The sequence below is a fragment of the Ekhidna algicida genome (genome assembly GCF_051379705.1).
GTDB lineage: Bacteria > Bacteroidota > Bacteroidia > Cytophagales > Cyclobacteriaceae > Ekhidna.
Genome location: NZ_CP179868.1, coordinates 3872864 through 3890358, shown reverse-complemented (window position 1 = coordinate 3890358; position 17495 = coordinate 3872864). Strand labels below are relative to the sequence as shown.

The 17495-nt window shown below is 41.0% G+C and carries 20 protein-coding genes; 10 read left to right on the top strand and 10 right to left on the bottom strand.

Annotated elements, in window-relative coordinates:
* Nucleotides 1-65 precede the first annotated feature (65 nt).
* The 6 genes from ACL8WY_RS17625 to msrB all read left to right on the top strand — a co-directional run bounded on the left by ACL8WY_RS17625 (nt 66) and on the right by msrB (nt 5549).
* The gene (locus ACL8WY_RS17625; protein ID WP_436516081.1) at nt 66-2108 is read left to right on the top strand and encodes a c-type cytochrome; all 2043 of its coding nucleotides are present in this window, start codon (nt 66-68) and stop codon (nt 2106-2108) included.
* A gap of 79 nt (nt 2109-2187) precedes the next feature.
* Nucleotides 2188-2667, top strand: coding sequence for a hypothetical protein (locus ACL8WY_RS17620; protein ID WP_436516080.1), 480 nt, complete (start codon nt 2188-2190; stop codon nt 2665-2667).
* 57 nt (nt 2668-2724) lie between these two features.
* Nucleotides 2725-3921, top strand: coding sequence for an L-2-hydroxyglutarate oxidase (lhgO, locus tag ACL8WY_RS17615; protein WP_436516079.1), 1197 nt, complete (start codon nt 2725-2727; stop codon nt 3919-3921).
* Nucleotides 3921-4382 carry a GNAT family N-acetyltransferase gene (locus ACL8WY_RS17610; RefSeq protein ID WP_436516078.1) on the top strand — a complete coding sequence of 154 codons (462 nt, stop codon included), beginning with the start codon at nt 3921-3923 and terminating at the stop codon, nt 4380-4382. The genes lhgO and ACL8WY_RS17610 overlap by 1 nt, the downstream gene beginning before the upstream one ends.
* 89 nt (nt 4383-4471) lie before the next feature.
* Nucleotides 4472-4990, top strand: a complete 519-nt coding sequence (locus ACL8WY_RS17605) for a DinB family protein (protein ID WP_436516077.1) — start codon at nt 4472-4474, stop codon at nt 4988-4990.
* Between the two features lie 64 nt (nt 4991-5054).
* Nucleotides 5055-5549, top strand: a complete 495-nt coding sequence (gene msrB / locus ACL8WY_RS17600; RefSeq protein WP_436516076.1) for a peptide-methionine (R)-S-oxide reductase MsrB — start codon at nt 5055-5057, stop codon at nt 5547-5549.
* On the opposite strand, the gene ACL8WY_RS17595 is transcribed toward msrB, so the two are convergent.
* Nucleotides 5533-6501 carry a YheT family hydrolase gene (locus ACL8WY_RS17595; protein WP_436516075.1) on the bottom strand — a complete coding sequence of 323 codons (969 nt, stop codon included), beginning with the start codon at nt 6499-6501 and terminating at the stop codon, nt 5533-5535. The two genes, msrB and ACL8WY_RS17595, sit on opposite strands and share 17 nt — an antisense overlap.
* A 57-nt stretch (nt 6502-6558) precedes the next feature.
* On the opposite strand from ACL8WY_RS17595, the gene ACL8WY_RS17590 reads away from it, so the two are divergent.
* Nucleotides 6559-8955, top strand: a complete 2397-nt coding sequence (locus tag ACL8WY_RS17590; RefSeq protein WP_436516074.1) for a TonB-dependent receptor — start codon at nt 6559-6561, stop codon at nt 8953-8955.
* Nucleotides 8956-8960: 5 nt separating this feature from the next.
* On the opposite strand, the gene ACL8WY_RS17585 is transcribed toward ACL8WY_RS17590, so the two are convergent.
* From ACL8WY_RS17585 to ACL8WY_RS17555, 7 genes are all read right to left on the bottom strand, one after another.
* Nucleotides 8961-9824 (bottom strand): hypothetical protein, encoded by an 864-nt coding sequence (locus ACL8WY_RS17585; RefSeq protein ID WP_436516073.1) that lies wholly within the window; start codon nt 9822-9824, stop codon nt 8961-8963.
* 40 nt (nt 9825-9864) lie between these two features.
* Nucleotides 9865-10725, bottom strand: coding sequence for a DUF5777 family beta-barrel protein (locus ACL8WY_RS17580; protein ID WP_436516072.1), 861 nt, complete (start codon nt 10723-10725; stop codon nt 9865-9867).
* On the bottom strand, nt 10712-11251 hold the full coding sequence (locus ACL8WY_RS17575) for a YceI family protein (RefSeq protein WP_436516071.1): 540 nt from the start codon (nt 11249-11251) through the stop codon (nt 10712-10714). The genes ACL8WY_RS17580 and ACL8WY_RS17575 overlap by 14 nt, the downstream gene beginning before the upstream one ends.
* A gap of 18 nt (nt 11252-11269) precedes the next feature.
* Entirely contained in the window at nt 11270-12061 is a 792-nt protein-coding gene (locus ACL8WY_RS17570; RefSeq protein ID WP_436516070.1) for a SprB repeat-containing protein, read from the bottom strand.
* Between the two features lie 64 nt (nt 12062-12125).
* Complete coding sequence (locus ACL8WY_RS17565) at nt 12126-12905, bottom strand: hypothetical protein (RefSeq protein ID WP_436516069.1); 780 nt, start codon at nt 12903-12905, stop codon at nt 12126-12128.
* Between the two features lie 157 nt (nt 12906-13062).
* Nucleotides 13063-13536 carry a DUF2452 domain-containing protein gene (locus tag ACL8WY_RS17560; protein WP_436516068.1) on the bottom strand — a complete coding sequence of 158 codons (474 nt, stop codon included), beginning with the start codon at nt 13534-13536 and terminating at the stop codon, nt 13063-13065.
* On the bottom strand, nt 13529-13663 hold the full coding sequence (locus tag ACL8WY_RS17555) for a hypothetical protein (RefSeq protein WP_436516067.1): 135 nt from the start codon (nt 13661-13663) through the stop codon (nt 13529-13531). The genes ACL8WY_RS17560 and ACL8WY_RS17555 overlap by 8 nt, the downstream gene beginning before the upstream one ends.
* A 48-nt stretch (nt 13664-13711) precedes the next feature.
* Here ACL8WY_RS17555 and ACL8WY_RS17550 point away from each other — a divergent pair, with 48 nt between their 5' ends.
* Nucleotides 13712-14074: a DUF3127 domain-containing protein gene (locus tag ACL8WY_RS17550; protein WP_436516066.1), complete on the top strand. Its 363-nt coding sequence runs from the start codon at nt 13712-13714 to the stop codon at nt 14072-14074.
* Here ACL8WY_RS17550 and ACL8WY_RS17545 read toward each other — a convergent pair.
* A complete protein-coding gene (locus ACL8WY_RS17545; protein ID WP_348278744.1) occupies nt 14071-14328 on the bottom strand; it encodes a hypothetical protein in 258 nt (85 codons plus the stop codon). The genes ACL8WY_RS17550 and ACL8WY_RS17545 overlap by 4 nt on opposite strands.
* A gap of 86 nt (nt 14329-14414) precedes the next feature.
* On the opposite strand from ACL8WY_RS17545, the gene ACL8WY_RS17540 reads away from it, so the two are divergent.
* Entirely contained in the window at nt 14415-14975 is a 561-nt protein-coding gene (locus ACL8WY_RS17540; protein WP_436516065.1) for a DUF2911 domain-containing protein, read from the top strand.
* Here ACL8WY_RS17540 and ACL8WY_RS17535 read toward each other — a convergent pair.
* On the bottom strand, nt 14962-15405 hold the full coding sequence (locus tag ACL8WY_RS17535; RefSeq protein WP_436516064.1) for a DUF302 domain-containing protein: 444 nt from the start codon (nt 15403-15405) through the stop codon (nt 14962-14964). The two genes, ACL8WY_RS17540 and ACL8WY_RS17535, sit on opposite strands and share 14 nt — an antisense overlap.
* A 142-nt stretch (nt 15406-15547) precedes the next feature.
* On the opposite strand from ACL8WY_RS17535, the gene ACL8WY_RS17530 reads away from it, so the two are divergent.
* Nucleotides 15548-17482, top strand: a complete 1935-nt coding sequence (locus tag ACL8WY_RS17530) for a SpoIIE family protein phosphatase (RefSeq protein ID WP_436516063.1) — start codon at nt 15548-15550, stop codon at nt 17480-17482.
* Nucleotides 17483-17495 lie beyond the last annotated feature (13 nt).

The following is a 17495-nucleotide window of genomic DNA, read 5'->3' as shown; positions in this document are numbered from 1 at the left end:
ACGCGATGCGGTTCATTATTTGGTATGTAAAGTACTGAGCTGATTTTTGAATTAAATTTAACCTCATGAACAAACGCCAATCGCCTACTCGTTGGTTAGGTTACGTGCCAACGATTATTTTCTTCGCTACTCTTTTATTATTTACTCTGTCCTGCACGCAGGAAGAAAAAAAGGAACCCTACCTCCTTGGTTTAGGATTTGGCATCAACAGTGCCAGTATGGTTGTGGAAGATGTGCAAGCAACACGAAGCTATTTTATGGACACGCTGGGATTCAACATTCGGGATAACACCTCCAGAGGTTCTTATGAGGGGACAATTGCGGTGAAGGCTACTTTCCCGGATAATACCGTGTTAGAAATTCTTTCCATTAATGATTCCATTAATCAAGATTCGCTGCCAGCACTATTAAGAAACTTTCAATTCGGAAAAGACCAGTTGATCACTTACGCTTTTTCAAGTTCTTCAGCTGATTCCACTTCTCGCTGGCTGGCCTCTCTAGGCTATTCCATGGATACCATTGAATCGTATCGCGTCTCAACTGAAACACCAGACGGCTGGACGTGGGATACCGGAAGTCCGCAGCGGCGAAACCTGAATTTTAGTTCTCAAGACCTGAACGCATACTTACCGCAATTTGTGGAGCAGACCACTTTCGACTATAAAACGATTTCAAAAGAATGGAGAACCTATTATGCCTACTGGCGCAGCTTTAGAAAACATCCCAATGGAGTGGTTGGTATTCGCGCCATTCGTGTTGCTGTCGCAAACCTAAATGGCGTCACGGATGAGTTGAAGAACATGGGTTTTGATATTATAGCATCTACAGAAGAAAGCACAACATTTCAGGTGGCTGACCGTCAGGAACTGTACATTTTTTCTTCAGAAGCGCTGGCAGCAGACACGATCAACTCAAAAGTGATCGGATTGACTTTTGAGGTTGAAAACATCGACTCGACCTTCACCTTCCTCAAGAAACGGCTACCTATAGAGGCATTGAATCTCGCAGACTCGCTTCCTTCGCTCACCTTAGCGGCAGAATTGGCCGCCGGACTGGAAATGAAGTTTATAGAAGAGCCTGAAGAACAAGGATCGATGGCTCAAATGCTTTCGATGAATGGAGAACTTGACAGTTCTGCAGTTGCTCATGCCTCCAATTTGTATCAAAAGTATTGTGCGTTGTGTCATGGGGAAAATCGCGAAGGATATGCCGCAGACAATGCACCTTCCCTCCGATCCAAATCTCTTCTTGCAACAAGTCAGGAGACCAATTTTATGCGATATACGATACAATATGGAAGAGCAAATACGGCCATGGGTGGTTATATTGACTCACGTGGAGGACCTCTTGAATATATTGATATAGAAGTCCTGCTCAAATGGCTCTACGATACAGCCGGCGTGGATGAGCCACTAAAACTTTCCCGAGACCAAGTGCTTGGGGATGTGGACTTAGGTGCTCAGGTGTATCAAGCTAATTGTACCGTTTGTCACGGCGAAAAAGGAGAAGGCATCAGCGCTCCAGCTTTGGGCAATCCGATGCTACTGGCTACCGCAACTGACCACTTTTTACGCTACGCCATTGCCGAGGGCAGAGATGGCACGCCAATGATTGCATTCAAAGACTCCTTGAGCAAAGACGAAATTGATGGCGTCACGACTTTTTTGAGAAGCAGAGCTTCAGGCTGGGACGTGCCCGCAGGAGATAGTGTGAAGATTCCACTCCCGGAAGATTACGTCCTCAACCCGGACAGCAACGTACCCTCCTTTACCCTGAAAGAAGGCAAGTACCTTCCTGCGGAGCAGCTAAAACAAGCAATGGATGATAGCCTAAGAATCGTTATTCTTGACGCACGTTCAGAAGTAGCCTGGAGACAAATGCATATTCCGGGAGCCATTCCTGTCCCCTACTATGAAGAACCGGAGAACTTCATTGAGGACATTCCAAATGACAGCACCATGATTGTAGTGTATTGTGCTTGCCCGCATGCTGCCTCTCAGCGTGTGGTAAACACACTTATTAGAGAAGGATTTAAAAATACAGCGATCATGGATGAGGGGATTTTGGTTTGGGCCCAGATGGGATATCCTGTGCGAAATGGGAATTAGTCAGTCTCACAGTCTTCTTATTTTACGGTAGTTAGCTGGAATTGGATCCACTATTCTCCCAATCACTAACTTTACTTCTATGAAAAAAGAGCATGTAGAAATACTACCGGGAATCGGACTGGGACAACTGAAGTTTGGGATGACCCGCGAAGAAGTGAAAGCTTTGCTTGGAGATCCTGACCATCAGGAAGTGACACACTATGGAGATGATGAAACTGATCAGAGCGACGCTTGGGAATATCATCCTCTTCGGCTGGACCTGAGTTTTGAAGAAGCGGAAGACTGGCGCCTGGTGATCTTCTCCGTATCTTCAGAAGACTACACGCTCAAAGGTTCATCGCTTATCGGTCTGGATATGGATGAGCTTATGGAAGAGCTGGACTTACTCGGTGTGAAGGATCTGGAAATCGAAGATTTATCTTCCGAAGACCACCCGGACCAAAAGCTTATCTCTTCCGAATCACTGGCGCTCAACTTCTGGCTACACCAGGACATCCTCGAAGAGATTCAATGGGGCCCACAGTTTATTGATGAAGAGACCATCAAATGGCCGGAATAGCTCCTTGCCTATCAACATAAAGGTGAACATCTTTGCACTTGTCATTCATTCAGGTATATGTATAATGTTGTTGTGATCGGTGGTGGTATCGTTGGGCTTGCTTCCGCACTGAAGATCAAAGAAAAGAATCCCAATTACAAAGTTGCTGTTGTTGAAAAAGAACGCACTATCGCGCAGCATCAGACAGGTCACAACAGTGGTGTCATTCATTCCGGATTATACTACAAGCCTGGGAGCTACAAGGCAAAGAACTGTGTGGATGGCTATCAGATGCTACTGGACTTTTGCAACGAAGAAGAAATCCCATACGAACTCACCGGCAAGGTGGTTGTTGCAACGCGGGATTCTCAGCTAGATGCGCTTGACACCCTGTACGAGCGAGGCTCAGCCAACGGATTACGAGGAATCAAGAAACTAACTGCTGATGCGCTGAAGGAACATGAACCGCATGTCGCAGGAGTCAGTGGCTTGTATGTTCCCCATACCGGAATCATCGATTACAAGCTGGTGGCTGATAAGTATGCTGAGAAGTTTAAGCACTTTGGTGGAGAGATCTTTTCTTCCAATAAACTGATGAGCTTCAAAGAAGAAAGGGGTTTCATCCATGTGCATACTGAGAATGAACGACTGACAACCCGTGTGGTAGTGAATTGCTCCGGGCTTTATACGGATAAAATCGCCAAGCTGACCGGAGCAAAGATTGACTTCAAGATCGTACCTTTTAGAGGAGAGTATTATAAGATTAAACCTGAGAAGGAACATCTGGTTAAGAACCTTATTTATCCTGTGCCTGATCCAAACTTCCCTTTCCTGGGCGTGCACTTTACACGACATATCGATGGTGGCATAGAGGCTGGTCCAAACGCTGTGCTCGCTTTTGCAAGAGAAGGCTACAAAAAGAGCCAGATTAATATGAAGGAGCTACTTGGAACGCTGTTTTATCCCGGCTTTGTGCGCGTAGCATATAAATATTGGAAAACCGGATTTGGAGAGATGTATCGCTCATATTCCAAAGGAGCATTCACCAGAGCGCTGCAAGAGCTGATACCGGAGATTCAAAAAAGAGATTTAGTAAAGGGCGGTGCTGGCGTTCGCGCGCAAGCTTGCGACCGAAAAGGTGGATTGATCGATGATTTCCTTGTAGTGGAGCACGACAAGTTTATCAATGTAGGAAATGCTCCCTCACCGGCTGCTACCTCGTCATTAGCGATTGGTGAGCGAGTAGCGGAGATGGCAATTGAACGACTGAAGTAGTGGACATTAGAAAAGCCACAGAAAAAGATCTGGATCAAATCCTTGAGCTATTCGTAGGCACGATCCAATACATCAATGCAAAAGATTATAATGCAGAACAGATAGCTGCATGGAGCAAAGCCAAAAACCGAAGTGCCTGGCTTGAAAAGCTTAAGACACAATCATTTTTTGTCGCTCACATCCAAGACGAAATCTTAGGCTTTAGTTCCATCGATGCAGAAGGTTATCTCGACTTCATGTATGTCCACAAAGACCATCAGCGTAAAGGCATAGCCGGACTGCTCTTAGAAAGAGTGGAGAAGCAGGCCAAATCAGCTAAGATTGAGCGAATCTGGTCATCCGTGAGTATTACTGCACAACCTTTCTTTAGCAACAACGGCTATCAACATTATGAAGACGAGCACAAAATGTTTTCCGGCGTTCATTTCAAAAATGCGCTGATGGAAAAATTCTTGAATTAATCTGCTTTCTGCAAGTAGATACTTCGCTGAAGTATCCCATTATATTTTGCTACCCTATCAAAATCAACACACTTTAATACCTTTATTCAATGCAATATGAAATAGAAAAAGCCATTGAAATTCTGGATCGTACACCTAAAGTGCTTAATGAACTACTTCACAATCTATCCGGCGAGTGGACACAAAACAATGAAGGTCCAGACACCTGGAGTCCTTTTGATGTTGTCGGCCATTTGATTCACGGCGAAAAGACCGACTGGATTCCTCGAATGAAAATAATCCTGGAACATGGAACAGCAAAGACCTTCGAACCTTTCGATCGGTTCGCTCAATATGAAATAGGCAAAGGCAAAACCATGGCTGATCTACTTTCTGAGTTTGAAAAACTTCGGAAAGAAAACATGGAAGTTTTCAAATCACTTCCTATCAAAGATAATCTTGATAAAAAGGGCAAACATCCTGAGTTGGGAGAAGTTACACTTAGGAACCTGCTGTCAAGTTGGACGGTACATGATTTGGGGCATCTATCACAAATCACTCGTGTGATGGCTAAGCAATACACCGAAGAAGTCGGAATCTGGACTCGGTACATGGCGATTTTGCAATAGTCACATACATGACCTTTTGAGTTGGTAACGAAACTGATATGATCACTAAATGCGTTTATTGAGTATGAAAAATTTAATCATCCTTTTTGCCATTACCTTTTCTTTCTTCTCTTGCGCACAACAGCAGCAGGCAGAAAAGAATACAGATGTTAAAAATCTACCTTTCGAAAAGATCGAGAAACCAGAATCTGAGTGGAAGAAACAACTCTCCGATTTCGAATATTACGTACTTCGTGAAAAAGGAACAGAACGCGCGTTTACCAGCGATCTCTTGAATAACAAGAAGGAAGGTACGTATGTATGTTCGGCATGTTCCCTACCTCTCTTCACTTCTGAAACCAAGTTTAAGTCCGGAACGGGCTGGCCATCATTTTACGAACCTATCAACGAAGTAAATGTTGCGGAGGAGGATGATCGCGCCTATGGAATGGTGCGGACGGAAGTATTGTGTGCGCGCTGCGATGGTCATTTGGGTCACGTATTTGCAGATGGTCCTGCACCTACCGGTCTTCGATATTGTATCAACGGAGCTTCCCTGAAGTTTACTGAGAAAGAATAACTTCCTTTATAAATTCATCAGCAGCAAACTCCATATAACTCCACTTACTTCCAGGCATGGTAAAACCTACGTGCCCTCCTTTCTTGGGCATTTCCAAATAAATATTGTTGCTATTTTCAGCAATATTCAATGGATAGCATGGGTCACCAAGCATGGGGTCGTTGAGTGCATTCACAATCAAGAGTGGTACCTTGATATTAGGTAAAAACTGATCACTTGTGATACGGGTGTAAAAGTCATTGGCATCTTTATACTCCGGATGAACCTTTAAGGTAAAAGCCTCATCAAATTCCCTGAAATTTTTCACTTTTTGGATGACTTCAATGTCTACAGGTAGATCCACTTGCTCCGATTTCTCAATGATTTTTTGCTTCAATTTGGAGATGAAACGGTTTTCATAAATCCGATTGGCTCCAATTTTCAACATTTCAGCACTGTTCTGCACATTACACGGTACGGAGAAGGAAATGGCTCCTTTAATTCGTTCATCAGGGTCACGCTCACCTAGATATTTTTGTTGCATTCCGGCTCCCATGGAATAGCCCATCAATACAACCTCTTCATATCCTTCACTAAGCCCTCGATCGATCACCGCAGCAATATCTTCCGTTGCGCCATGATGGTAGAACCTGGGCAGTCGATTCATTTCACCGCTGCAGCTGCGGTTATTCCATGCGAGAATATCCCAGCCTTGATCAGAAAAAAACTGCGCCGGGCGTTTAATGTAATGTCGGTCTGCACTTCCTTCCAGACCATGGCTAAGCACTATTAACCTTTTGTTTTCATTTCTTACCCAATCCAAATCAAGAAAGTCTCCATCTGGTAATTCCATACGCTCACGTTCATACGCAATGCCATCCACCTCATAAAACAATGAAGGAATAATTGTCTCAAAGTGACCGTTGAAAAAGTACCAGGGCCTTCTATGATATTTTGAATTTATAATAGGCATGAACGGCTCAATTTTTGCATTAAAAGTGTGAAATTCGCATCCGAAATTAATGACTGAATGAGACTTAATCATAAGATTACCTTTCTTCTTCTCTTTGCCACTACTTTCTCTTACTCTCAAAATGCCCTTGTTGTAGATGAAGCCTCAGGAAAGTCGGTAGTCGATGTATTCGTCTATCATGAAAATAAGGAGAATGTAGCCTATACCAACGAGAAAGGAATTGCCGACATCTCAGCCTTTCCAAAAGGACTGGTTTTCTTTCAGCATCCTTCCTATCATCAACAGTCTATTGCTTTTCTCGGTAGTGACTTGAAAGTATCCATGAAGGAAAAAATCATGTCTTTCAATGAAGTGGTGATTTCGGCAAACAAATGGGAACAGGAAGAAGAGAATATTTCTCAGAAGATCATGTCTGTGAATAAAAAGACTATTCAGTTTCAGAATCCACAAACATCTGCAGATTTATTGGCTGGTTCCGGGCAAGTCTTCGTGCAAAAAAGCCAGCTTGGTGGAGGTTCTCCAAAGATCAGAGGATTTGCAGCAAATTCTGTTTTGTTAGTGGTAGATGGTGTTCGAATGAATAACGCCATTTTCCGAAGCGGCAACCTTCAAAATGTTATAAACATCGATCCGAATGCGCTAGAAAGTTCCGAAGTAATCTTTGGTCCAGGTTCTGTAATCTACGGCAGTGACGCCATGGGTGGTGTAATGGATTTCCATTCGATCAATCCAAAATGGTCAACAGATGACGTAACAGATATTAGCACCAATGCATTGGTAAGGTATAGCTCGGCAGCAAATGAACGCACGGGACATGTAGACGTGTCAGTAGGTCAGAAAAAATATACATTCTTCCACTCCTCCTCCTTTACAGCATTTGATGATTTGCGTGCCGGAGGTAGACGTTCAGGCGATTATAAAGGGGAGTTTGAGCGAAAGTTTTATGTGGAAAGAATCAATGGTCAGGATCGTCTAGTGAGAAATAATGACGTGAACGTGCAGAAATTTTCCGGTTATGACTTATTCAACACCATTTCTAAGGTCAAGTATCGCATAAGTCCCAACACAGATATCAGCTACGGTTTCTATTTCAGTACTACCACGGATATTCCCAGATATGACAACCTGACGGAAACACTGGGCCCTAATACTGATTCATTGGCCGCAGCAGAGTGGTATTATGGACCACAAAAATGGCAAATGCATAATCTGAAGCTAAGCTTTTACGAAAGCAATGCGGTTTTCGATCAGGCGCGTGTCACATTTGCTTTTCAAAAATTTGAAGAAAGTCGAAACGATCGAGATTTTGGGGATGACCGATTGCGCACTCGTTCAGAGTTTGTAGATATGTACTCAATATCTGTTGATTTCGACAAGGACTACACCAGATCAAACCTGTACTATGGATTGGACTTCTATCACAACGATGTAGCATCAGAAGGCTATCGCAGAAACCTGGAGACCAATGAAGTAACACCAACTGGCAGCAGATATCCAGATGGAGGAAGCGATTTCACCTCATTCGCTATCTACGGTAGTTATGTTTATGAACTTACCAATCAAGTCACATTTAATAGTGGACTGAGATTCAATACAATTAATCTGAAAGCAAGAACAACCAACACTCAGGCATTATCCAATAATGCCTCCAGGATAGATCTTAAAAATTCTGCACTAAATGGTTCTTTAGGCCTGGCCATCAACCTAAATGAAAACAACAAAATCAGCTATAATGTGTCCACAGGTTTCAGAGCGCCCAACGTTGATGATGTAGGGAAAGTCTTCGATGTGGGCAATAGTATTGTAGTCCCTAATCCGGAACTTAACCCGGAGTACTCTCTGAGTAATGAATTGGCTTATCAACGTAAAACGGATCGAGCACTATTCAAAGTGGTAGCATTCCACAGCCGATTGTTTGATGCTATTGTGGATGGAGCTTTCACGCTAAATAGTAGCAGCACTGCTACAATTGATGGAGAGACACTCGAAGTTTTTTCAAAAATAAATGCCGGAGATGCAGAAATTTATGGAGGTAGCCTAATCGTAACAGCGGAAGTTGCAGATAATTGGGCCATTTCGAAAACCATTAGTTATACAGGCGGAAAGGACCTCACGAATGATGAGCCTTTAAGGCATACCACACCAATTTTCGGTAAAGCTTCTGTAACGCACCAGCAAAAGAAGTTACGCTCTGAGTTTTACATTGAATACAATGCAGCACGAAATCGAGATGATATTCCATCAGCAGAAATTGATCGGAAGCCATACTTATACACTGACTCTGGTTCACCCGCCTGGTATACACTTAATTTGAAGTCAAGCTATCAGATAAATGAACATTTCAATGTAAATGCTGGAATAGAAAATATAATGGATCAACACTATCGACCTTATTCGTCAGGAATTAGCGCTCCGGGGAGAAACTTCATTATAGCTATTCGGGCAAGTATATAGCTGGGTTATTGAAACAAACGTATACCTATGGTAAAATCGAATCTGGTAAGATTAAAGTCAGCAAGAACCACGGTACCATTATTGTCAAATTCAGACATTCGAGCAATGTTTAGTTCCGCACCAAATCCTACACCAAAAGATTTCATTAAAATGAAGTCATAGCTTACGCCCAGAATAAAGCCAATGGTATTTCCATCTTGATAGAACGGAACTCCATCACCAAAACCATCGGTTCTATATTTAATCATTCCTACTGACAGCAAATAATTTAAGACTTGATCATCCGAACTGAAGTTTCGAAACATGAGAGACATACCAATGTAGTTGAATCTGATCTTCTCATCTGTTAAGCTGCTAAAACCAAAAGCGGTATTAAATGGTGAAACGAAATCTTCATTCGCTTTTGTGTAGATATAACTATACTTCGCGCCTATCCCTAGATTGTCATTCACAAAATAATTGAGTTCACTGCCAAAGTTCCAGAGCGACTGCACTTGACTTTTATAGGAACTCGGCAGCCCTTCGTATCCACCCAACTGATAGGTATAACCTGTGGTCATCGAAAGCCTAAATTTGGAAGGTTCAAAATACTCTATTGTCACCCGATCTTCCGGACTTCTTTCTGGGTTACTGGGTTTGTTCTCAGTTGGTGTAGTTGATTGTTCATAGTACTCAACTTTTGACAAGGGTAATCTGGATCTCATGAGGAGTACCCCGCTTTTATCTATAACGGAAAAGTGTATAAACTCTCCTGTGATTCTGGTGATCTTGCAATCAATCGAATCACCCTCGGAAGTAACAATCAGATCTTGAGCACTCGCGCAACGAAATATCAGAAATAGAACGAAAAAAAACAGATATCGATTCATATATCAGGATTACATCCTGAATATAACAATATTCAATTCTTTAACTCTTATTCGGACGCAAGTCGAACACTCTGGTGATATTAAATCCGTAGTGAATATCTCCATCCCAGAAGCTATCTGTGGTTTCACCAATAAAACCTCGTTCGTTCATTTGAACAGCATTGGTGAAATGTAGTTGGAACACGTGACCTCCTGTTTCAATGTCTACACCCACTGCAAACGAATCCTCAAATTGATCAGATTTATTGGATAAGACCGGATAGTATTCAGTGACAATAGCTATTCTATTCGAGAGCTTATATCGTGCACCCAGTCCTAGGGCTAATAGGAGATTGTCATCTTGCAACGTACTTACAAGATTCCTTTGAATAATTGTTGGTGCCAATTGAAAACTGAAGTTTGAGTTAAACTTTCGAGCAATCAGTAGTTGCGCTGTATATGCGTTTCTATCAATACCATCTAAACCAGGCTGATCAACAGTCTTTCTGGCAATTGAGGTAAACCCGGTTAGTGTAACTGGAAAATCTTTTGACTGCCTCAAGAATCGATACTTCAAGAAGGCATCTACCACCTTGTCAAAAGATGCACGACCGATACCTATATTCAGATCATCAGTTATTCCATATTCAAGTCCCAATCTGATTGTGGAAAAATCCAGACCATAAAATCCGTCATATCCAGAATTAATCTTGCCAAACCTATGGCTGATGATAAATTCAAGGGTTCCATTAGATCGGGTCTCTATGGAATGTCCATTTATAACTCTCGTGCTCTTAAAAGTAGCAGTCGCATAGCCTTTATCGTTTGATTCACTTGCAGATAAAAGCTCTAGCAGTTCCTGATCCTGCCCAGCCACGCTCAGGCTAAGGATGATCATTAAAATTGAACTAATTCTTTTCATAGGGTGCATATTCAAAATTGGCAGTTACTTCTACTTCCTCGGCTATCTTGTAAAAGACAGCTTTAGGAATTTTAATTTTATGATCCTCAAGTTTTATGTTAAAAACTGTGGATAGTTTGAGTGAATTCTTACTGAAGTCCAAATCACCAGTTATGGTCATCTCTTTGGATACTCCGTGAATTTCCATAGTTCCCGTTGCTGAAACTTTTGAAACACCTTCCGATCCATCCCAGTCTATTAATTTCCCCTTAAAGGTCGCATTTGGAAAGTCATCTGATTCCAGATAATTCTCATTGAAATGCTCTTGCATTAACTCTTTCTTGAAGTCGAAAGATTTAATGGGAACCACAATAACAATTGCTTTGGAAGCAACATCTAAGATGCTCGTTGCAGATTCATTGATAGCTTCAATGTCCTCCATTGGCGCATCAGAGAAAAACCTTATATGCGAACTGTTGGTTTTGAACTTTTGTGAAAAACCTATTAGGCTGCTCAGCAAAAAAATAGTGAATAGTATTTTCTTCATTGTAGTATTGTTAGCTATTTAGTTATCCTTGGCTCCATCATCCACCCAGCAGGCAATTAGGTCAATTTCATCCTGTGTCAACACACCGGGCGATCGTGGCATAGAACCGCTCGCTGTACGGGCTTTGATTCCGAGTGCTTTTTCGATCACATTATCCTTTTGTGTCCAATTTCTACTTGAGCCGTTATCTCCGTTATGACATCCGGAAAAGGTACACTGGGCTTGTAAAAGAGGCATTATATCACCACTCAAACTCACATTTGAGCTAATGTATACTTCTGCAGTAGATTCACACCCGGTTCCATCAGTCACGGTTACTTCATGATCTCCAGCCCCAACAGCAGAAAAGGTATTGTCAGATTGCGCTGTACCCCCGTCCAGTGAATAGCTAAAGTTTCCATCGCCATCAGTCGCTGTGATTTCTATAGAACCAGTTGGGTTAAGACAATCTGAATTAGTGGTAGCAACAGAAACAGATATTCCTCCATTGGAATCTAATGTAGAGTTCAACAGCACAGAACATCCGTCTTCATCCATTACTGTAATGGATAAGCTTCCGGCAGCCAGTTCGGTAAATGCACCAGATGTTTGAAAGTTGATGCCGTCCAAGCTATAACCATATGGAGGAGTGCCACCAGTAGCTTCTACCAAAATACTACCTGATTCATCACAGGTAGGTTGTACTGATGAAGAGATAGATGCGTCCAAATTGGATTGACTACAATCTATGCCTGGGTTTTCAGTGTTATCTGCGCATCCCATATAGATTATAAAAGATGCAAATAGTGCGTATAGGGTAATTTTTTTCATGATCGTTTTGTGAGTTGTAGTTAGAAGCTACATGAGAATGTAGGTATGTTTATTCTTTTAATTACTAGTTATCCAATGCACCGTCATCTACCCAGCAAGCGATGAGGTCTATTTCTGTTTGAGTAAGCGTACGATCTCTTGGCATGCTGCCTGCCTGAGTTTCAGATTTAATTCTAGCTGCATTTGCAATAACTTCAGATGTCGAAATCAATCTTGGTGATTGACTTCCATTGTGACAACCGCTGATCGCACAATCTTTATTGATAATAGGCATGATATCAGTTGCTAGACTGGTCTCGGTTAAGATTTGAATGTTCTTAGTCACTCTACACCCTTCTTCATCTCTAACCGTAACAGAATAACCTCCTGCTCCAATATTATTGAACTCATTCGTATCGCTAAATCCTCCTCCATTGAATGCAAATTGAAGTGATCCAACTCCTCCTGAAGCTTCCGCAGTAATAGTACCTGTGCTGCTTGTACAGTTGGATTGAGTACCGGTTAAGTTTAGTGTAATCCCGGTTGGCTCTGAATCAAGTGTAAATTGGATGGATTCGATACACCCTAACTCATCCTTGACAGAAAATGTAAAATTACCAGCGAACAAACCTTCAAAAACAGGAGAGCTCTGAAAACCTCCCCCACCAATTGAATAGGTATATTCACCCTCTCCGCCTGATGCAGTCAATGAAACAGAGCCTGGATCATCGCAATCTGATTTAACGAACTCAGAAACCTCCAATGAAAGGTCTGAAGCTGAACAATCTATGCCCGGATCATCGGACTTACAATTGATCAAAGTAGATAAGCATGTGATTATTATAAGTGCTAATGCTCTCCTCATTAGTATTCATTGTGATTATTGATTATCAATAGACTTAACCAATTTAACCAACGAAAAATTTCACCGGTTTAGACTTCAGCAAATCTGATAAATGAAAGCTCCAGAGGCATTAACTCCCGATAGACATAAGGTAGACAGCCTGAGCACATTAGGTAACTCAGTACTTATATTCTTGATTATTTGTCTTTACAATCTCCCATGTGTGATCAGACATCAATCGCACTTCCGCTTCAAAGGATTCATAAGGGAAGCCCTTACCCCATTCATCCGGACTCACCATTGATAGTAAGTCTGTCCCATTTTTTTTCTTGTATAGAAAATAGATTTTTCCAATGACTGGTTGGAAAGGAACTGTGGCTCTATAGATTCTTTCCGATACTTCAACTCGACTTTTTAGATATTTGGCTTGCTCGATGAGTGTTTGCATTTGCTCATAGAGCTGCCTAAACTGTCGGTCAGTTTGGTCATGCATAGCTGCTACAGCATTACCCTTTATTCTCCCTTTATCCTCAGGTTTAATGATCGCGCTACCAGCATGGTGTGCATATTCTATAAGTCCGGGAAGGTCGGTGATCTTTTCACGTTCTTTATCTAGATCAATCAGCGATATATCTACCTTGTTTTTACTCATCAGCTTTCTCAACTTTACTTCTTTCCCAAGGAGCAACCGTTCTATTGCTAATATCTATTGCAATAATTATCATGATTATAACGAAAATGATTGCCCCAATCAGGAAATATTTCTTAGACTTTGTCATACTTGCAGATTGAACTACCAAATTTGTACAATAGTTTAGAAAATTCACATGATAGTAGAAGGTAAGATCGTAGAGAAATACGACACGCAAACCATTAAGGACACTTTTAAGAAACGGGAATTTGTATTGGAATACGCTGAAAATCCTCAGTACCCCGAATTTGTAAAATTTGAACTGATTCAAAGCAACTGTGATCAGCTTGATGCTTTGGAAGTCGGAGATGACGTTACTGTCAACTTTAACCTAAAAGGCAGAAAGTGGACAGACCCACAAGGTGAAGTGAAGTATTTTAATAGCCTACAGGCCTGGCGAATTGATAAAAAATCCGAGTCTAGTCAAGACACTCCTCCTCCACCATCTCAGGATTGGACAAAGGAGGATTTCTCACAAGATGACGACCTACCTTTTTAGCGCCTCTTTCTGAAAGTTATTGGAATGTAATCGTCTGTAGGTAGTCCGATATGCGCCAAATCCCACTTGTCATCATATCCGTTGACTAGCTGACGAATGCATTCCACTCTGTCTTCAGTTGGATAAGGGCAGTCATCCCAATGAAAGATTTCTACTCGATATTGATATTGCTTTTTGATGCCGTTTACACGCACTTCAACTTCAATATCCTGTTCTTCGTTAAGTTGGGGTATTTCAATGCCTATAATTCCCATATAATTAATAGTTTTTATATTCAAGTGGCAAATAATATACCCAAATCTGTAACCTACTATTTTTCAGTGCGTTATCGTCTATCCTAATGAAAACACTTTTTCAATTTCGGACATATTTACGTTCAAAAACAATCAACACCACGGCACTACCACTGTGTTGTTTAATTGTTTTTAGCTGCTCTTCAGATCCGCAAAAAAGGCCTTCGCCACTTAGATCTGACAGTACCACTGTGCACGGTGTTGCAGCTTATATTGAATTCAGTAGTCCGGCAGTTAAAGATCGAAAGATATTTGGAGTGGGTCCTGATCATCTTGTACCATATGGAGAAATGTGGAGAACTGGAGCCAATAATGCAACATACATTAGTATAGCCGATAATTTAGTAATCGATACCATACACCTTGATAGTGGTAGTTATTCAATTTTTACTATTCCTAACCAAGATCAATGGGAAGTCATTTTCAATCGCGAATGGGAACAGTGGGGTTCTTATAGCTATAAAGACTCACTTGATGCGTTTAGACTTTGGGTGACGCCACGATATGCAGATCAATCACAGGAAAGAATGCTTTTCTATTTTGCGGATGATTCCCTCAAGTTTCGATGGGACAAGGTAAGATGGGCTATCCCTATCAACCGTCCCTAAGAGCTTCATTTACTACTCGTATTTTAAGTCGGGACATACTAGAAATAATGTCGTCACATTCCTGAAGCATAAATCTTTTCTTCATCACTTTTGGATCAAAGAAGCCGATATAAACGTCTTCGTTTTCTTCCCAAACCAAAATTTTCATAGGTAAATCAAGTGCCGTTGTTTGTCTGCATGAAACCAACTCAATCATCAAATTGGGATCTTCAAATAATATCATACGAGTTGGTGGAATATCTACTCCATACTCTTTTGCGACTTCATCATGCGCAACAGTCTCAAAATAAGCTAGTTTCTTATTTTTAATTATCTGAACCAATCGTTCCACCGTAGCATCTACAGATTTAGGGCTACGATAGATTGTCATGTTCTGAGCACTGATACTTAAAGAGGCGAAAATTATTAAGGCGAAAATATAGAATCTCATTGGCGGTGTTTTCATAACTCCGCTAAGATAGTATGTCTAAATATAAGAAACGGAATATTGCTGACACGACTTTCAATCATATCTCATAGATTAGCAAAGTGAAAAGATTTATTTTTACTCCGTTAATGGTTAAACTCGATCTATGAACATATACGCAAAACTCACGATCCTATGTCTATTTCTTGTTTTGTTCACTGCGGGAGTATTGTCATTCTTCGCTGATCAGAAGGTTGAGCAAACATTGAAAGAAGAGATTGTGAGTAGCATGACTCAGCAATCAAAAGGAATAAGTTCTGATATTGGAAGGTTCATGTTTTCCCGCTTGAATGATATAAGGATGGCTTCAAAAAATCCTTATTTCAGAAACTTAAATTCAAACCCTGAGCAATTGACTCAAAGGCTTCAGGAGCTTGAAAATCTTAATGATCTCTACTATTCATTTTCATTGTTCGATATGAATCGTGTAAGGTTAGCGGATAGTAAACGTATATCTATCGGAAAACAACATGCTGAAGACCTTTACTGGATTAAATTGAATGCAGGTCAGGAAATGGCTGTTGACGTCTCAAAATCAGAATCTGTTGGTCGTGTTGTAATGCACTTTGCTGCGAAGGTCACCAGCTTTACTGACAATTCTGAAGTTGGAGTTTTAGTAGGAAGAATTCTGGTAGATGAACTCTTTAAAATAGTTGGTGAATATTCACTTAGCTCAGATACATCTAGGAATCTTGATATAAACCTTATTGATAAAGAGGGCACTGTTCTATACTCAAATACTGATCCCTCTAATATTTTAAATTCTACTTATAGAAACTACGACCTAGTCTCCAGTTTAAATGAACCTGGAGTAAATTTTCTGGAAACACAAGATGCGCTTTATTTCATATCCAGAGATATGGATTACCTGTCTTTCACAGGAAATGATTGGACGCTTATTTTAAGTATACCACAAGAACGAGCGTTTTCACCACTCACTCAAATACGTGAACAAATTCTCTTAGCGGTATTACCTGTTTTAATACTCACCATTGTGTTGGCCTTAGTAGCTGCAAATATCTTTGTAAAGCCAATAGTCAAGTTAAGCCAAGCCGCTGAAGAACTAAGTAAAGGAAACCTGGATATTGAATTACCAACAGGCTCGAAGGATGAAATTGGTAAGTTAGCTAAGCAAATGGCTCAAACCTCTCAAAGCTTGATTGGGCAGATTGAGGAACAAAGACAAACCAATAAGCAGCTTATAGATCAGAAGACACAAATTGAAATGCAAAAGAATCAGTTGGTTTCTGTCTCTTCTCAAATTAGGGATAGTATCAGCTATGCTGAACGAATTCAAAGATCTACTCTTCCCCCCATAAGCACTCTTCAATCTGTTTTCCCGGAATCCTTTGTCACCTATAAGCCGAAGGATATAATTGGAGGTGATTTCTATTGGTTTGAGCGTGTTCGTAGAGGAAACAACGAATATATGATCGTTGCATGTGGTGATTGCACAGGACATGGAGTTCCTGGCGCGATTATGTCAATTATGGGTAGTAACCAACTTACCAATATCATCTACTATCAAAATTACTTAGATCCCAAAAAGATTATTTCTCGATTGGATAAGGTTATCAAATTCGAACTTCAAAGGGACACGGATGAAGTTAATAGAGATGGAATGGAGATTGGGATTTGTGTGATTGATTTAGACACCTTGAAAATGGAATACGCCGGTGCAGGAATACCACTTAGACTCATGAAGAGTGGTAGTGAAGAGATGACTATATATAAAAGTCCACGACAAATGGTAGGTGGAATTGAAGGAGATGAACAAGAGGTATTTGCTCAGCTCACAAAAGAGACCATTCAGCTAGATGTTAAAGATCGCATATTCTTATCCTCTGATGGTTACCAGGACCAATTTGGGGGAGAGTTCGACAAAAAGTTTATGTCTAAGAACTTTAACCGATTAATCGAAAAGACTTCTTCACAACCAATAGCAGAGCAGAAAAAAACAATGGAAAGAACTTTCAGTGAATGGTCAAAGAATACAAGCCAGACAGATGATGTTTGCGTACTCGGCTTTGAAATAAAATAATAGACAAATTAAG

Bases quoted from the DNA above. Each gene is read 5' to 3' on its own strand.
- ACL8WY_RS17625 (WP_436516081.1), top strand. From the start codon at position 66: ATGAACAAACGCCAATCGCCTACTCGTTGGTTAGGTTACGTGCCAACG.
- ACL8WY_RS17620 (WP_436516080.1), top strand. From the start codon at position 2,188: ATGAAAAAAGAGCATGTAGAAATACTACCGGGAATCGGACTGGGACAA.
- lhgO (WP_436516079.1), top strand. From the start codon at position 2,725: ATGTATAATGTTGTTGTGATCGGTGGTGGTATCGTTGGGCTTGCTTCC.
- ACL8WY_RS17605 (WP_436516077.1), top strand. From the start codon at position 4,472: ATGCAATATGAAATAGAAAAAGCCATTGAAATTCTGGATCGTACACCT.
- msrB (WP_436516076.1), top strand. From the start codon at position 5,055: ATGAAAAATTTAATCATCCTTTTTGCCATTACCTTTTCTTTCTTCTCT.
- ACL8WY_RS17595 (WP_436516075.1), bottom strand. From the start codon at position 6,501: ATGCCTATTATAAATTCAAAATATCATAGAAGGCCCTGGTACTTTTTC.
- ACL8WY_RS17590 (WP_436516074.1), top strand. From the start codon at position 6,559: ATGAGACTTAATCATAAGATTACCTTTCTTCTTCTCTTTGCCACTACT.
- ACL8WY_RS17585 (WP_436516073.1), bottom strand. From the start codon at position 9,824: ATGAATCGATATCTGTTTTTTTTCGTTCTATTTCTGATATTTCGTTGC.
- ACL8WY_RS17580 (WP_436516072.1), bottom strand. From the start codon at position 10,725: ATGAAAAGAATTAGTTCAATTTTAATGATCATCCTTAGCCTGAGCGTG.
- ACL8WY_RS17575 (WP_436516071.1), bottom strand. From the start codon at position 11,251: ATGAAGAAAATACTATTCACTATTTTTTTGCTGAGCAGCCTAATAGGT.
- ACL8WY_RS17570 (WP_436516070.1), bottom strand. From the start codon at position 12,061: ATGAAAAAAATTACCCTATACGCACTATTTGCATCTTTTATAATCTAT.
- ACL8WY_RS17565 (WP_436516069.1), bottom strand. From the start codon at position 12,905: ATGAGGAGAGCATTAGCACTTATAATAATCACATGCTTATCTACTTTG.
- ACL8WY_RS17560 (WP_436516068.1), bottom strand. From the start codon at position 13,536: ATGAGTAAAAACAAGGTAGATATATCGCTGATTGATCTAGATAAAGAA.
- ACL8WY_RS17555 (WP_436516067.1), bottom strand. From the start codon at position 13,663: ATGACAAAGTCTAAGAAATATTTCCTGATTGGGGCAATCATTTTCGTT.
- ACL8WY_RS17550 (WP_436516066.1), top strand. From the start codon at position 13,712: ATGATAGTAGAAGGTAAGATCGTAGAGAAATACGACACGCAAACCATT.
- ACL8WY_RS17545 (WP_348278744.1), bottom strand. From the start codon at position 14,328: ATGGGAATTATAGGCATTGAAATACCCCAACTTAACGAAGAACAGGAT.
- ACL8WY_RS17540 (WP_436516065.1), top strand. From the start codon at position 14,415: ATGAAAACACTTTTTCAATTTCGGACATATTTACGTTCAAAAACAATC.
- ACL8WY_RS17535 (WP_436516064.1), bottom strand. From the start codon at position 15,405: ATGAGATTCTATATTTTCGCCTTAATAATTTTCGCCTCTTTAAGTATC.
- ACL8WY_RS17530 (WP_436516063.1), top strand. From the start codon at position 15,548: ATGAACATATACGCAAAACTCACGATCCTATGTCTATTTCTTGTTTTG.